The organism is Agrobacterium bohemicum, from assembly GCF_001562555.1.
GTDB lineage: Bacteria > Pseudomonadota > Alphaproteobacteria > Rhizobiales > Rhizobiaceae > Agrobacterium > Agrobacterium bohemicum.
Map to the genome: position 1 here is coordinate 1 of NZ_KQ961028.1, position 14453 is coordinate 14453.

Genomic DNA, 14453 nt, shown 5'->3' on the forward strand with positions numbered 1-14453 from the left:
ACCGGTGTCCTCCTCCTCCCGTTGCCGCCGGGGGGATTGCTGCCGGACCCCGGTGACAGAGAGGATGCGTAACCTCCTTATCACCAGCGCCGGTCCCGCCTCGCCGCAACGCCTTGCGGTGTATCCGAGGGCGGAACGGGGTGATTGTGCGGGTGATTCGCGGGAGGTGGAGAAAACTGCGGGAGGATTTTGATGTTTTTGCGGGATTTCGGTTAAGGGATTGATTTGGTTGGGAAGTATTTTTGTTTTGGGTGTTCGAATGTGCCGCTCACCCCCCTCTGCCCTGCCGGGCATCTCCCCCTCAGGTGGGGAGATTGGCTGGGGGCAGGCTCACCGGACATCTTGAAGGGTGCGGCGGGGACGACAGCATGTTTTGCCGGTGCATCCCTCTGACGGCTACGATTGGAGCAGTGAGCGTGCCTTTTACCGATCTCCCCACCTGAGGGGGAGATGTCCGGCAGGACAGAGGGGGGGTGAGCGGCATACGCCGACCTCATGCTGAAGTGGTGCGCGGCGCCCTCGAAGCATCCGCCGCACCCTCACCCACACAGAAGTTCTTGACCCGCAACCCTTCCCCGTGGCACCTGTCCGCATCCAGAGTAAGTGGGCACTTACCGACAACAATCGATGGCCGTGATGACTGCAATGACCGACGTTCCAGACCATATGAACCCGAAGCGTTCCTTTCAGGCGCTGATTCTGACGCTGCACAATTACTGGGCCGACAAGGGCTGCGCGGTTTTGCAGCCGTATGACATGGAAGTGGGCGCGGGTACGTTTCACCCGGCCACCACATTGCGGGCGCTGGGACCGAAGCCGTGGAAGGCCGCCTATGTGCAGCCATCGCGCCGTCCATCCGACGGTCGCTATGGCGAGAACCCGAACCGGTTGCAGCATTATTACCAGTATCAGGTCATTCTGAAGCCCAACCCTTCCAATTTGCAGGAACTCTATCTCGGCTCGCTGAAGGCCATCGGTCTCGACCCGCTGCTGCACGATGTGCGCTTTGTGGAAGACGACTGGGAAAGCCCGACGCTGGGCGCCTGGGGTCTGGGCTGGGAGTGCTGGTGCGACGGCATGGAAGTGTCGCAGTTCACCTATTTCCAGCAGGTCTGCGGCATCGAATGCTCCCCTGTTGCGGGTGAGTTGACCTATGGTCTCGAGCGGCTGGCCATGTATGTGCAGGGCGTGGATAATGTCTACGACCTGAATTACAACGGTCGCGAGGGCGACGAGAAGATTTCCTATGGCGATGTTTTTCTACAGGCCGAACAGGAATATTCGCGTCACAACTTCGAATATGCCGACACCGCCATGCTTCACCGCCACTTCATCGATGCGGAAAAGGAATGCAAGGCGCTGCTGGACGCAGGTGCGCCCGGGGAGAACGCCAATCATGTCCTGCACAAATGCGTGTTTCCGGCCTATGACCAATGCATCAAGGCATCCCATGTTTTCAACCTGCTGGACGCGCGCGGCGTGACTTCCGTGACCGAGCGACAGAGCTATATCCTGCGCGTTCGCACACTGTCCAAGGCTTGCGGCGAGGCCTTTCTGATGACGGATGCGGGCGGTGCGAACTGGAATAAAAACGCGGCCTGACGTGTTGTTTGACAGGCGATGACATGGCGGGCCGGAACGACTATCGTTCGGCCAGACCATAAGGTTTCATGAGGGGGACTGGGACATGTATATCGCACTGGCAATTATCGCGGCAATCGCCATCTATGTCGTCTTCATCTATAACGGTCTCGTCACCGCGCGGCAGATGAAGGAAGAGGCATGGTCGGGCATCGACGTGCAGTTGAAGCGCCGCGCCGACCTTATTCCCAACCTCATCGAAACCGTGAAGGGCTACGCAGCCCACGAGAGAAGCACGTTTGAGGAAGTTGTTGCCATGCGCAACCGCGCTCAAGCCGTGCCAGCGGGTGATGTCGAGGGGCGTGCGCAGGCGGAAGGGCTTTTGAGCCAGGCGCTGGGCAAGTTGTTTGCGCTGGCGGAAGCCTATCCCGATCTCAAGGCCAATCAGGGTTTTCTGGAATTGCAGGCATCGCTGGAAACCATCGAAGGCGAAATCCAGATGTCTCGCCGCTATTATAACGGTTCGGCGCGTGATCTGAACGTCAAGGTGGAGAGCTTTCCCTCCAACCTCGTGGCGCGCAATTTCGGCTTTACCAAAGCGCCGTTTTTCGAGATCACCAACGAAGCGGACCGCGCCGTTCCCACTGTTAAATTCTGATGTCGAGAACCAGCATTTTTGCTGGGAGAAATTGATAGAACCATGATCGAACTGACCATCACCCCGCCAAACCATCCTCTTTCCGGCAAGGTGGAGCCGCCCGGTTCCAAATCCATCACCAACCGCGTGTTGCTGCTGGCCGGTCTCGCCAAGGGTAAAAGCACGCTGACCGGCGCGCTGAAAAGCGACGACACGCTGTATATGGCGGAAGCGCTGCGCGCCATGGGCGTTGATGTGACCGAGCCGGATGCGACGAGCTTCGTGGTGGAAAGCAGGGGCGTGTTGACGGCACCGGCCAAGCCGCTTTTCCTTGGCAATGCAGGTACCGCCACGCGGTTTCTGACGGCAGCGGTTGCCTCGGTTGATGGCACTGTTGTTGTCGATGGTGACGAGCATATGCGCAAGCGGCCGATCCAGCCGCTGGTGGAGGCGCTGAACGCACTCGGCATCGACGCGGACGCGGCAACGGGCTGCCCGCCGGTGACGGTGAAGGGCAACGGACAGGGTTTCACCAGGGACAGCGTCACCATCGACGCCAATCTTTCTAGCCAGTATGTCTCGGCCCTTCTGATGGCCGCACCCTGCGGAGCAAAGCCGCTGGACATCATTCTGGCGGGTGAGGATATTGGCGCGAAGGGTTATATCGACCTGACCGTGTCGGCCATGGAAGCCTTCGGCGCGACGGTGGAGCGGGTGAGCAACGCCATCTGGCGCGTGCATCCGACAGGCTACAAGGCCACGGATTTCCACATCGAGCCGGATGCCTCCGCCGCCACCTATCTTTGGGGCGCGGAGCTGCTGACGGGCGGCCAGATCGATATAGGCACACCTGCGGATGCCTTCACACAGCCGGATGCCAAGGCCTATGCCGTGATGGCGCAGTTTCCCAACCTGCCTGCCGAGATCGATGGCAGCCAGATGCAGGATGCCATTCCGACGATTGCGGTGCTGGCCGCTTACAACACCACGCCGGTGCGTTTCGTGGGCATTGCCAATCTGCGGGTGAAGGAGTGCGACCGTATCCGGGCGCTGTCTCTCGGCCTCAATGGTATCCGCGAAGGGCTGGCGGAAGAAGACGGCGACGATCTGATCGTGCATGCCGATCCGGCACTGGCGGGACAGACAGTGTCTGCCTCGATCGACACGTTCCACGACCACCGCATTGCCATGAGCTTTGCGCTGGCGGGCCTGAAAACTGGTGGCATCGCCATTCAGAACCCTGTTTGCGTGGGCAAGACCTATCCCGGTTACTGGAAAGCTCTTGGTTCACTGGGTGTGGAATACAACGAAACCGGACAGGACTGAAACGCCAGAAAGGGCCGACCGTGAAGACCATTGCGGCAAGATGTCTCGCACTTTTCGTCTTCATGCTGGCGGCTCTTCCCGCTGCGGCCGAAGAGTTCATCAGCTCCTATCACTCCGTGGTGGATGTCGCCAAAAGCGGCCAGCTGACAGTCACGGAAACGATCACGGCCCGCTCCGAAGGCGACCGGATCAAGCGCGGCATTTTCCGTGATTTTCCGCTTTATGCGCTGGACAAGAACGGCAGCCGCACCAAGGTCGGCTTCGGTGTTTTATCCGTGGAGCGGGATGGTTCGCCCGAGGACTGGCGCACCGAAAGCATCGATGGCGGCATCCGCATCTATACCGGCAATGCCGACCGCTTTTTGGCCGATGGCGATCATGTTTTCCAGATCACCTACACCACTGACCGGCAGATCCGCTATTTCGATGGTTATGACGAGCTGACCTGGAACGTGACCGGCAATGGCTGGCAGTTTCCGATGCGCGACATCTCGGCCACCATTTCCCTGCCTGAAAACATGACGCCGACCGACACCGCCGTCTTTACCGGAAAGCTCGGCGCGACGGGCAAGGATGCCCGCATCATGACCGAGGGCAACGAGGTGTTCTTCGCCTCGACGCGCCCCTTCTATCAGGGCGAAGGCATGACGATTGCGGTGAAGCTGCCGAAGGGTGTCATCGACGCGCCGACGGCTGCGCAGGAACGGAGTTGGTGGTTGCAGGACCATCTGGGTCTGCTGATTTCCGGCATCGGCCTGCTCGTCGTCATCGCCTATTATTACAATGCCTGGGCAGCGGTTGGCCGCGACCCGGCTGAAGGCCTCATCGTGCCGCGCTGGGACCCGCCGGAGGGCGTATCCCCAGCGCTGGTCAACTATATCGACAACAGAGGCTTTTCCGGCGCGGGCTGGACGGCGATTTCGGCCACTGCGCTCGATCTTGCTGTCAAAGGCTATGTGGTGCTGGAGGATTTGGAGACATCCATCGTCATCCGCCGCACCGACAAAAAGATCGAGGACAGCCTGCCCGTTGGCCAGCGCACGCTGCTGTCCTCCATCGGCGCGCCGGGCGATAGCCTGACCATCAACAAGGCGAATGGCGTGAAGGTTCAGAAGGCGGGCGACGACTTTCGCGCGGCCATCGAAAAGGAACATCGCGGCAAATATTATCGCAGCAATTTCGCCTACATCGTCGGCGGGTTGATGCTGAGCATCACGATCATACTGGCTGCGCTGATCACCGGTAATTTCGATGAGAACGAGATTGGTGGCGTCATCACGCTGGTGATGACGGCGGTGTTTTTTGCCATTGGCGCAACGATCTTCGGAAAGATGCGCAAAAGCGGTAAATCCCTACTGTCGCGTATCGGCAGTATTTTCTTCATGGCCGTTGCAGGCTTTATCGGTTTTACCATGATTGCAGGCCTTCTGGCATCGGTGTTTCTCGACCACACCCATGATTCCGGATCTCTGGCGGTCGCGGCTATCGGCCTGATCGTTCTTATCAACGTACTTTTCCTGTTCCTCATGGGTGCTCCGACACCGCTGGGGCGCAAGCTGATGGATGGGATCGAAGGGCTACGCCTCTATCTAACCGTTGCCGAAAAAGACCGGATGAACATGCAGGATGCGCCCGCCATGTCTCCGCAACATTTCGAGAAACTGCTGCCCTACGCTGTCGCGCTAGGCGTCGAAAAACCGTGGAGCGAGACATTCGAGACGTGGCTGGCGAGTGCTCAAGCGGGAGAATATTCGCCCGGCTGGTACAGCGGTAACTACAGCAATTTCGGAACCCGCATCGGCGGCTTCTCCTCAACCATGGCATCGACCATCGCCTCGACGATACCGGCACCGGTGAGCTCGTCTTCGTCAAGCTTTTCCGGTGGCGGCGGTTCGTCGGGGTCTGGTGGCGGTGGTGGTGGAGGGGGCGGCTGGTGAACAGCCACTTGAGGTCTGGTCAGACCTCGTCTTCCTTCTTGACGCGGTATTCACCGGTCGTCGGATCTTTGATCAGCGTACCGGTGGCACCTGTTTCGCGTTCTTTTTCCTGTCGTTTGGTTTTCTCCGACAGTTTCCGCGCATCGCCGACGAAACGTTTGTAAAGAATGATCGCCCCGAACATGAGCAGGGCGAGCGTTATCAATTGGGCCATCTATCGTTTGTCCATCAAAATCCGTAACGCGCCCACAATGCCTTTTCTTCCGCCACCTCCGCAAGCCCCGAAGCGGCGGATGCAGCGATTGACTGTGCGTGAAGATCGACGCCCGGCAGTTTCTTGCCGACGAAATTGCGCGCGCCGCTGACCAGTTGAAGCTTGACCTTGTCGCCATAACGACGGCGCAGCACATCGCGCATATCGCCCAGACCATCGATGAGCCCGAGATCAAGGCCACGCATGCCCGTCCAGAACAGGCCGGAGAAGAGCGCCGGATCGTCCTTCAGCTTCGAGCCACGGCGCAGCTTGACCATATCGATGAAAACATTATGGATTTCGAGCTGGAGCGACTTCAGATATTCGATATCGCCTTCTTTTTCCGGCTGGAAGGGATCGAGGATCGCCTTGTTCTGGCCTGCTGTATAGACGCGTCGTTCGACACCGATCTTCTTCAACATTTCAGGAAAACCGAAGCCGCCCGAGACGACCCCGATGGAGCCGACGATGGAGGTCGGGTCGGCAATGATCTCATCGCCCGCCAGCGCAATCATGTAACCGCCGGATGCCGCAACGTCCTCTACGAAAATCAGAACTTTCTTGTTCTTTTCTTCGGCCAACTGGCGAATGCGATTGTAGATCATCCGCGACTGGACCGGGGAGCCGCCGGGAGAATTCAGCGTGATGGCGACGACGGGCGCTTCCTTCATGCCGAAAGCCTTGTCCAGCAAGGGAGCGTATGAGGCGAGATTGAGCGCCGGACGAAATTGACTGCCGCCTGCCATGATCGCCCCGTGCATACGCACCACGGGAATAATCAGCTCCGTCTTGCGAAACCGCTTCGGCACCAGTCGTTTCAAAAATCCGGCCATTTTATCCTCATCGTCATTCCTATGTGAACCGATGTGGGTATGGCTGGGGCAAAGACAATGGGCCGGGGCGGTGATAATTTGGTGAGGTGGTGGTTGGCCGTTTCCCCTAGGTCCGATTCCGCGCATCATTGCGCCGATAGCCAAAACGCCCATTGCTCAAATCATCTACCGCCTGCAAAAACGCGTGGCTGTCATCGGCATGCATGGTCAGCGGCGCGCGAAATGTAAGCCTTGCGCGAGAGCCTTTGATGGCTGTGACGAGCATTCGTACCGCGTCTTCGCCTGATCTTGGGTGGATGAGGGTAATTTCAAGGCCGCCGAAGCGGCGACCACAGGCGGTGATGATATCGGCTATGGATTGGGGGCGGGCGATGAGGGAAAGTTGGCCGCCTGGAACCAGGATGGCCGCGGCGGTTCTCAGCCAATTTTCGAACAGATCGTCCGTCATGGCATGGGCTGCGGCCTTCAATACGTCGGGCGTTTTACGGTCGCTTGCGTCGTTATAGGGCGGGTTCATGATGACGTGGTGGAAATGGTTGTCCAGCAGCCCCGCCTCCCTGCGGGCATCGGCTCGCAGGGTAACGTCTGCCTGTTTGACGCGGATACGATTTGCTAACGCCGCATTTGCAGCAAGCAGCAGGCTTCGATGCGCAAAATCGACCATTTCCGACGAAAACTCGAACAGGGTAACATCAGCCTTTTCCAGACGAGAGGCCACCGCCATGCCTGCGGCACCGGCACCCGCACCCAGATCGGCCACGCGGCACGGGGTTTCATCGGCGACCAGAGAGGCCAACAGCATGGCGTCCATACCAGCCCTGTGTCCCCTGCCCTTTGGCTGCAAAATCTGGAAGCGGCCGCGATGAAACGCATCGACTGTTTCGGAAACGGTGGCTGCCATGGGTTTTCAAGCCTCGTCGTCGCGAAGCTCGTCGGCAAGTCCGGCATCGGTCAGAATTTGGCGTGCCTCGTCGCCCCGATCTTCCTCCACCAGCAAACGGCGCGGAAGAAGCCCGAGAGAACCTTCCAGAATGCTCATTCCCTGATCGGCAATGAGGCAGTGGATGCCAGCGTCTTTCATGAGGCTCTCCGAGAAGGACAGAAGAACAGCATCGTTTGTACGGATCAGCTCACGCATAGGTCAGTTTCCACGTTAAATCCCATCTTTTTGAAGGGTGTGAGGCAATTCGCCCCTTGCCGCTTCCATCGACGCTTTCTATTGTCGGCCCCGATAGTGAACAGGAGTCCGGACCGTTGGGCGTCGTCATACCGCTTGAAGAAAGCAAAAACAAACTCGCATCCGTCAAGCCGCTTGTCGACCTGACACGTCCTGACATGGAAAGAGTGAACCAGCTTATTCTCTCCAAGGCCGGTTCAGATGTCCAGATGATACCCGAAGTGGCCAACCACCTGATTTCATCAGGTGGAAAGCGCCTGCGCCCCATGCTGACCCTCGCATCCGCCGCCATGTTCGATTACAAGGGCGACCATCACATCAAGCTGGCGACCAGTGTGGAGTTCATGCACACCGCCACCCTGCTGCATGACGATGTTGTTGATGAAAGCGATCTGCGCCGCGGTAAATCCACGGCCCGCACCATCTGGGGCAATCAGGCCAGCGTTCTGGTGGGTGACTTTCTTCTCGGTCAGGCATTCCGCATGATGGTGGAAGTGGGTTCGCTGGATGCGCTGGATGTGCTGTCCACGGCGGCATCGGTGATTGCAGAGGGCGAAGTTCTTCAGCTGTCCGTCGCCAAGAACATGGAAACGACCGAAGACGATTACCTTCAGGTCATTCGCGCCAAGACGGCAGCGCTTTTCGCTGCTGCTGCCGAAGTAGGCCCCATCGTTGCCAAAACCGACAAGGCTACCCGCAGCGCGCTGAAATCCTACGGCATGAATCTCGGTCTCGCCTTCCAACTGGTGGACGATGTGTTGGATTATGGCGGTAAATCGGCCGATCTGGGCAAGAACACCGGCGATGATTTCCGTGAAGGCAAGATCACGCTTCCCGTTATTCTCTCCTACCGGCGCGGCACGGTGGAGGAGCGCGCATTCTGGAAGCGGGCGATTGAAAACGGCGATAGCACCGATGAAAATCTGGAGACGGCGCTTGGCCTCATCCGGAAATATAATGGCCTTGCGGACACTATCACCCGCGCCAACCATTATGGCACCATTGCCCGTGACGCGCTTGCCCCATTGCCGCAAAGCCCCTGGAAAAACGCACTGATGGAAGTGATCGACTTCTGCATCGACCGGGTGAACTGAAGGCTTCCATTCATCGCGAAACCACCTAAGCGTTTCGTGATGCCGACATCTCACGAGTCCGAAATAACAAGCAGAATTTCTTGCGGGCTTGCTTCAAAAAAGCCATTCTATCGTGACGTGGTGCGTCATCGCCTGAATCGTTTTCGGTTCGGACAGTACAATCCAGTTCAAGCATTACAGGGTCAAGGTGCATCTGCGTGCGCCGAACTGTAAGGCAGCAGCGGAAATTTCGGTGCATATGCACAAAAGCAAAGGTTCCTTCATGCGGCGCAAACCAGCATTTCGTCTTTTCTGCGGCGCGGCTTTTATTGCCGCTCTCTCAATCAGTGCTGGCCCGACCGCCGCCTTTGCCGAGACCAAGCCTGACGAAAAGGTACAGGAAGCCGTCATTTTCGATCCCGCAAAGGTCAACACCTTCTCCGGCGCGTTTCTGGCAGCGCGCACAGCGGATGTGGATCAGGATTTTGCCACCGCCATCACGCTTTACCAAAAAGCGCTGGAATTCGACACCGCAAACGTGGAAATCCGCCAACGCCTGATGATCGCTCAACTGTTGAGCGGCGATTTCGAAGCTGGCGCCAAGATTGCCGATTCGTTGAAGAACGATTCGTCCGTGGAGCGCGTCACGACGATTATTCGCGCGCTGGCAGCCATCAAGCACAAGGAATTTTCCGCTGCGGAAAAAATCCTGAAATATACCGGCCCCAACGATCTGGACCGCATGGTCAACACGTTGCTGACCGCATGGGCTCGCGCCGGCGCTGGCAAAGGCAAGGAAGCCTTGGCGCTGGTCAATGGGATGAAGGGACCAGGCTGGATCTCGATCTTCCAGAAATACCACGCCGGTGCCATCGCGCTGGTTACCGGTAATACCGAAGCCGCCCGCAAAAGCCTGAACGACGCCGTGGCTGACCGCGAAGGTGGCGCGACCGCGACCGATACCTATATGCGCGCCGTGATGGCGCTGGCGCGGCTGGAAGCCAAAGCTGGCAACAAGCAGAAGGCGCTCGACACCATTGCCGTTGGCGATACATTCGCGCCAAATTATGCGCCGCTGAAGGCGTTGCGCCAGAGCATTGAAAAGGGTGAAAAGCCGCTTCAGCAGGTCGAGACCGCAACCGAAGGCGCGGCTTCTGTGATGTTTTCCATTGCCGGTGCGCTGAACCGCGAAGGTGCGGAAGAAATCGTGACGCTCTATCTCCAGACATCTCGTGCGCTGGACCCGAAAAGCGCCGATACGCTGATTCTGCTGGGCGGACTTGCCGAAGCTCAGAAGCAGCCGGACCGTGCCATTGCGTTCTACCGCGAAGTCCCGCTGGATTCGCCGATGCACCGCATCTCCGAATTGCAGCTTGGCCTGACGCTGGCACAAACCGACAAGGTGGAAGAGGCGCGCAAGCACCTCAAATCCCTGCTAGAATCCGACCCTACGGATATCCGCTCCTATCTCGCCTATGGCTCGGTCCTTTCAGACGCCAAGGACTACGCCGCGATGGCCGCCAATTACGACAAGGCCGTCGAAGTCATCGGTGCCGTGCCGAAGAAGAGCGACTGGACCATCTTCTTCCAGCGCGCTATTGCCTATGAGCGGTTGAAGCAGTGGGACAAGGCCGAGCCGAATTTCAAACGCGCCTTGGAGCTGAACCCTGAACAGCCGCAGGTCTTGAACTATCTTGGTTATTCCTGGGTCGACAAGAATATGAACCTCGATGAGGGGATCGACATGATCCGCCGTGCCGTGGAGCTTCGTCCGAATGATGGCTACATCGTCGATTCGCTTGGCTGGGCGCATTTCCGCCTTGGCGCGTTCGATGAGTCGGTGACGGAGCTGGAGCGGGCTATCGAGTTGCGCGCTGGAGACCCGACCATCAACGACCATCTGGGCGATGCCTACTGGCGCGTAGGCCGCAAGATCGAAGCTGTTTACCAGTGGAACCGGGCTCTCATCGGCGATAGCGACGATGTCGACAAGGCCAAGGTGAAGGAAAAGATCGCCAACGGCCTGCCTCCGCTGGAAAAGGAAGCGGAAAACACCGCCAAGAAGGAGCAGGCACCACCGCCGCCAGTGGCTCCAACGCCAGCGCCGGACAAGAAGTCCTGATGCATTATGCCTGCGCATGAGCCTAGCGGAGCGGTCAAAACGACAGAGGCCGCTCCCGCCAAGATCAATCTCGCTCTGCATGTGACAGGTCAGCGGGCAGATGGTTATCATCTGCTGGAAACGCTGGTGACCTTCACCGAGGCAGGCGATGTCATCCACATTCAAGACGCGGCAGAAGATGGGTTTTCCATGTCCGGCCCCTTCTCCGACATTCTCACCCGGGACGATGCTGGACACAACCTCGTGCTGAAGGCACGGGATCTTCTGCGTCAGGCATGCGGAATGGAATGCCTGCCGGTTGCCATCCATCTTGAGAAAAACCTGCCCGTTTCATCGGGTATCGGCGGCGGGTCGGCGGATGCGGCAGCCACCTTGCGCGGCCTGTGCCGCCACTGGGAACTCGCACTAGCGCCCGCCAAACTCGCCGAGATCGCCCTTAAACTGGGTGCAGACGTGCCGATGTGCCTTGCCAGCCAACCGCTGATGGCGCGTGGTATTGGCGAAGACATCGAGATGATTGATAATATGCCCGTGCTGAACCTTGTTCTCGTCAATCCGTTGAAGGCTGTGTCGACGCCGGAGATTTTCAGGCGCCTGGCAAACAAGAACAATCCTCCTCTCGGGCAGCGGGGCGATGAACCATGGATGGCCTTCATCGGCAAAAGCCGCAATGATCTCGAGCCGCCGGCGCGGGCGGTTTTGACAGAGATCGGCGAGGCTTCCACCCTGCTGTCAGAGGCCGGCGCGGAACTGGTTCGCATGTCCGGTTCCGGTGCGACCTGTTTTGGGCTTTTCGACACGATGGAAAATGCGCAATCTGCCGCTGCCCGCCTTCGCCAACAGCGTCCCGGCTGGTATGTTCAGGCAACAAAAACCATAGATGGGCTGCCAAGATGAATGCTGAGCGAACCTTTATTCCCGTCGGCATTGCGGTTCTGACCGTCTCCGACACGCGCACGCTGGCGGACGACAAATCGGGCGATACACTCGTCGCTCGCATTGCCGATGCTGGTCATCTTTTGGTGGACCGCGCCATCGTGGCAGATGACAAGGCAGCCATTCAGGCACAGGTGCAGGGCTGGACGCTGTCCGAGGAGATAGACGTCGTTATCACCACCGGCGGCACGGGTTTTACCGGACGGGATGTGACGCCGGACGCGCTGGAGCCTTTGTTCGAGAAACGGATGGACGGCTTTTCTGCCGTTTTTCACCGCATCTCCTATGACAAGATCAACACGTCCACCATCCAGTCGCGGGCGACGGCTGGGCTTATCAACTCCACCTTCATCTTCGTGCTGCCCGGCTCTCCCGGCGCCTGCAAGGATGCGTGGGATGGAATCCTGAAGGCGCAGCTGGATTACCGACACATGCCCTGCAATTTCGTGGAAATCATGCCGCGTCTGGATGAGCACTTGAAGCGCGGCAAGGCGCAGGGGTGACTAGCGCGCCGCGCGCAGCACCCATGAGGGTATGAGCTCTGCACTCAGCCGACGGGTTTTCTGTGATTTGGGGAAATGATCGAGCGGCATGCTTGATCTGGCGACCGACAGCGCTTCCTGCTTGGTCAGCAACAGGCCATATTCCAGCGGCGGTCTGCGCCGGATGAAACGCGACAGAAACGATGGGCGGTAGTGGCGCGAGGGAGCAAAACGTGCCGGCATCTTGCTCAGCGCCGTATATTCGCTGATGTCAGCGATCCAGCCGCTTTGCGGGCGGCTGCCCGGCTCCATCATCAATATCCACTCGCCGCGTGCCGAGCCGATAATATCCCTGATGTCCCATTCCGTATGAAACCGGCAGCCCGCGGCCTCGGCCACACGCTCCGAGCCGTCGCTGGAGGCGTGATCCAACACGATGACGTCACTGATCAGCCCCTCCACGGCACCTGAAACGAGCGTGGAAAGGGTATGAGCAAGCTCCGGCTCCTGATCCCGGCATTCCATGATGACTGTCAGCATATGTCTATCAGCGTGTGATCCCTCATGATGGATAAAATAGCAAAGCCCGCGCAGCCACAACATTTCATCGATAAAATTTCTACCGCAACGCAAAAGAAATTGCTATCACCCGTTTTATCATTTTGTTCTTGTATTGTTCTCATTCGTGGTTTAAGAATCGGTGCATCCACCAAGCCGGTTCATACCGGTCAGGAGCATCCAGATGAGACAACATGTGCTTTCCGGGCAGGCTGCATTCCAGCCGGGCCACACGCCAGATATTGCCAATGCGCTGGCCGATGCATCCGGCCTGCGGATCGAGATCGACCGCCGTCGTGGGCGTGGTGCGGGCATCAATCCCGGTGGGCGTTTCGAGACGTTGCAGCACGAGCCTGTCGACGATGGCTGGCAGATCATCGAGGAATTGCCGGAGTTCCGCACCGAGGTTCAGGTGGAAAAACCGCGAAGCATCATTACCCGCAACGATTCGCCGGATATCCCCTTCGACCGATCCATCAATCCCTATCGCGGCTGTGAGCATGGCTGCATCTATTGTTTCGCAAGGCCAACCCACAGCTATATGGGGCTTTCAGCAGGTCTGGATTTCGAGGCCAAGCTGTTTGCCAAGCCCGATGCCGCAAAGCTTCTGGAACGGGAACTGGCCAAGCCGGGATACAAGGCGCGGGTGATCGCCATCGGCACCAATACCGACCCCTACCAGCCGATCGAGCGGGAATGGCGCATCATGCGCCAAATCCTCGAAGTGTTGGCCAAGGCCGAGCACCCTGTCGCCATCGTCACCAAGTCCGGCTTGATCACCCGCGACATCGACATTCTGGGTCCTATGGCGGCCAAGGGTCTGGTGAAAGTCGGTATATCGGTGACGACACTCGACCGGAAGCTGGCGCGCAGCATGGAACCGCGCGCGGCAACACCCACCAAGCGGCTGGAGGCAATAAAGACGCTGACGGATGCAGGCATTCCAACTGCGGTGATGATGGCACCCGTCATTCCTGCGCTGAACGACCATGAAATCGAGCGGGTGCTGGAGGCCGGAAAGGCAGCGGGGGCGACCGAGGCATCTTATGTCCTGCTTCGCCTGCCGCTGGAAGTCAGCCCGTTGTTTCGGGAATGGCTGCTGCGCAACTACCCGCATCGTTACCAGCATGTCATGTCGCTGGTGCGTTCCATGCGGGATGGCAAGGATTACGATGCTGAATTTGGCAAGCGTATGAAGGGGGCAGGTCCTTACGCCTGGCAGATTGGCCGCCGCTTCGAGATGGCGACCAAGAGGCTTGGCCTGATCCGACGCGGCATTCAGCTTCGCGACGATCTGTTCATAGCGCCAGGAGGTGCAGGCGTGCAGCTCTCACTTCTGTAGCACACGGGCGTGCCGTCGTTCGACTGAACGATCGCGACACACGTGAAGACAAAATTGCATCACGCCATTGGCCTGATGCGCGAGAATATCCGTAGCGTCTATGCCCTGCGCTACGGGTTATGCCCCCGGTAATCTGCCGCTTCGCATGCGTTCAGCTCTTTTGCCCCAATTGAAAGAGCTCAGAGGTCATGAGACC

The 14453-nt window shown here is 58.5% G+C and carries 14 protein-coding genes; 9 read left to right on the forward strand and 5 right to left on the reverse strand.

The annotated features are described in order from the left end of the window. The first annotated feature begins 645 nt into the window (after nucleotides 1-645). The 4 genes from ATO67_RS10780 to ATO67_RS10795 all read left to right on the forward strand — a co-directional run bounded on the left by ATO67_RS10780 (nucleotide 646) and on the right by ATO67_RS10795 (nucleotide 5481). Nucleotides 646-1602, forward strand: a complete 957-nt coding sequence (locus ATO67_RS10780) for a glycine--tRNA ligase subunit alpha (RefSeq protein ID WP_067649011.1) — start codon at nucleotides 646-648, stop codon at nucleotides 1600-1602. An 85-nt stretch (nucleotides 1603-1687) separates the two neighbouring features. Continuing rightward, entirely contained in the window at nucleotides 1688-2239 is a 552-nt protein-coding gene (locus ATO67_RS10785) for a LemA family protein (protein WP_067648336.1), read from the forward strand. Between the two features lie 42 nt (nucleotides 2240-2281). Further along, on the forward strand, nucleotides 2282-3544 hold the full coding sequence (gene aroA / locus ATO67_RS10790; RefSeq protein WP_067648338.1) for a 3-phosphoshikimate 1-carboxyvinyltransferase: 1263 nt from the start codon (nucleotides 2282-2284) through the stop codon (nucleotides 3542-3544). Nucleotides 3545-3564: 20 nt separating this feature from the next. Continuing rightward, the gene (locus ATO67_RS10795) at nucleotides 3565-5481 is read left to right on the forward strand and encodes a DUF2207 domain-containing protein (protein WP_067648341.1); all 1917 of its coding nucleotides are present in this window, start codon (nucleotides 3565-3567) and stop codon (nucleotides 5479-5481) included. A gap of 19 nt (nucleotides 5482-5500) precedes the next feature. Here ATO67_RS10795 and ATO67_RS10800 read toward each other — a convergent pair whose 3' ends face one another. The 4 genes from ATO67_RS10800 to ATO67_RS10815 form a co-directional block, all read right to left on the reverse strand. After that, nucleotides 5501-5695, reverse strand: coding sequence for a hypothetical protein (locus ATO67_RS10800; protein WP_067648344.1), 195 nt, complete (start codon nucleotides 5693-5695; stop codon nucleotides 5501-5503). A gap of 14 nt (nucleotides 5696-5709) precedes the next feature. Beyond that, the gene (locus ATO67_RS10805; RefSeq protein ID WP_067648347.1) at nucleotides 5710-6567 is read right to left on the reverse strand and encodes a S49 family peptidase; all 858 of its coding nucleotides are present in this window, start codon (nucleotides 6565-6567) and stop codon (nucleotides 5710-5712) included. 106 nt (nucleotides 6568-6673) lie between these two features. Beyond that, nucleotides 6674-7468, reverse strand: a complete 795-nt coding sequence (locus tag ATO67_RS10810) for a tRNA1(Val) (adenine(37)-N6)-methyltransferase (protein WP_067648349.1) — start codon at nucleotides 7466-7468, stop codon at nucleotides 6674-6676. Between the two features lie 6 nt (nucleotides 7469-7474). Beyond that, nucleotides 7475-7705: a putative signal transducing protein gene (locus ATO67_RS10815; protein WP_067648352.1), complete on the reverse strand. Its 231-nt coding sequence runs from the start codon at nucleotides 7703-7705 to the stop codon at nucleotides 7475-7477. Nucleotides 7706-7821: 116 nt separating this feature from the next. On the opposite strand from ATO67_RS10815, the gene ATO67_RS10820 reads away from it, so the two are divergent. The 4 genes from ATO67_RS10820 (at nucleotide 7822) to moaB (ending at nucleotide 12378) form a co-directional block, all read left to right on the forward strand. After that, nucleotides 7822-8838, forward strand: coding sequence for a polyprenyl synthetase family protein (locus tag ATO67_RS10820; protein WP_067649014.1), 1017 nt, complete (start codon nucleotides 7822-7824; stop codon nucleotides 8836-8838). 262 nt (nucleotides 8839-9100) lie between these two features. After that, nucleotides 9101-10939, forward strand: a complete 1839-nt coding sequence (locus ATO67_RS10825; protein ID WP_067649017.1) for a tetratricopeptide repeat protein — start codon at nucleotides 9101-9103, stop codon at nucleotides 10937-10939. A 6-nt stretch (nucleotides 10940-10945) separates the two neighbouring features. Next, a complete protein-coding gene (locus ATO67_RS10830; protein ID WP_067648353.1) occupies nucleotides 10946-11836 on the forward strand; it encodes a 4-(cytidine 5'-diphospho)-2-C-methyl-D-erythritol kinase in 891 nt (296 codons plus the stop codon). After that, nucleotides 11833-12378 (forward strand): molybdenum cofactor biosynthesis protein B, encoded by a 546-nt coding sequence (moaB, locus tag ATO67_RS10835; protein WP_067648356.1) that lies wholly within the window; start codon nucleotides 11833-11835, stop codon nucleotides 12376-12378. The genes ATO67_RS10830 and moaB overlap by 4 nt, the downstream gene beginning before the upstream one ends. Here the strand turns inward: moaB and ATO67_RS10840 are convergent, their stop codons facing one another. After that, nucleotides 12379-12897: a glycosyltransferase family protein gene (locus ATO67_RS10840; protein WP_067648361.1), complete on the reverse strand. Its 519-nt coding sequence runs from the start codon at nucleotides 12895-12897 to the stop codon at nucleotides 12379-12381. It abuts the gene before it with no gap. A gap of 202 nt (nucleotides 12898-13099) precedes the next feature. Here ATO67_RS10840 and ATO67_RS10845 point away from each other — a divergent pair, with 202 nt between their 5' ends. Then, the gene (locus ATO67_RS10845) at nucleotides 13100-14257 is read left to right on the forward strand and encodes a PA0069 family radical SAM protein (RefSeq protein WP_067648364.1); all 1158 of its coding nucleotides are present in this window, start codon (nucleotides 13100-13102) and stop codon (nucleotides 14255-14257) included. The last annotated feature ends 196 nt before the right edge of the window (nucleotides 14258-14453 follow it).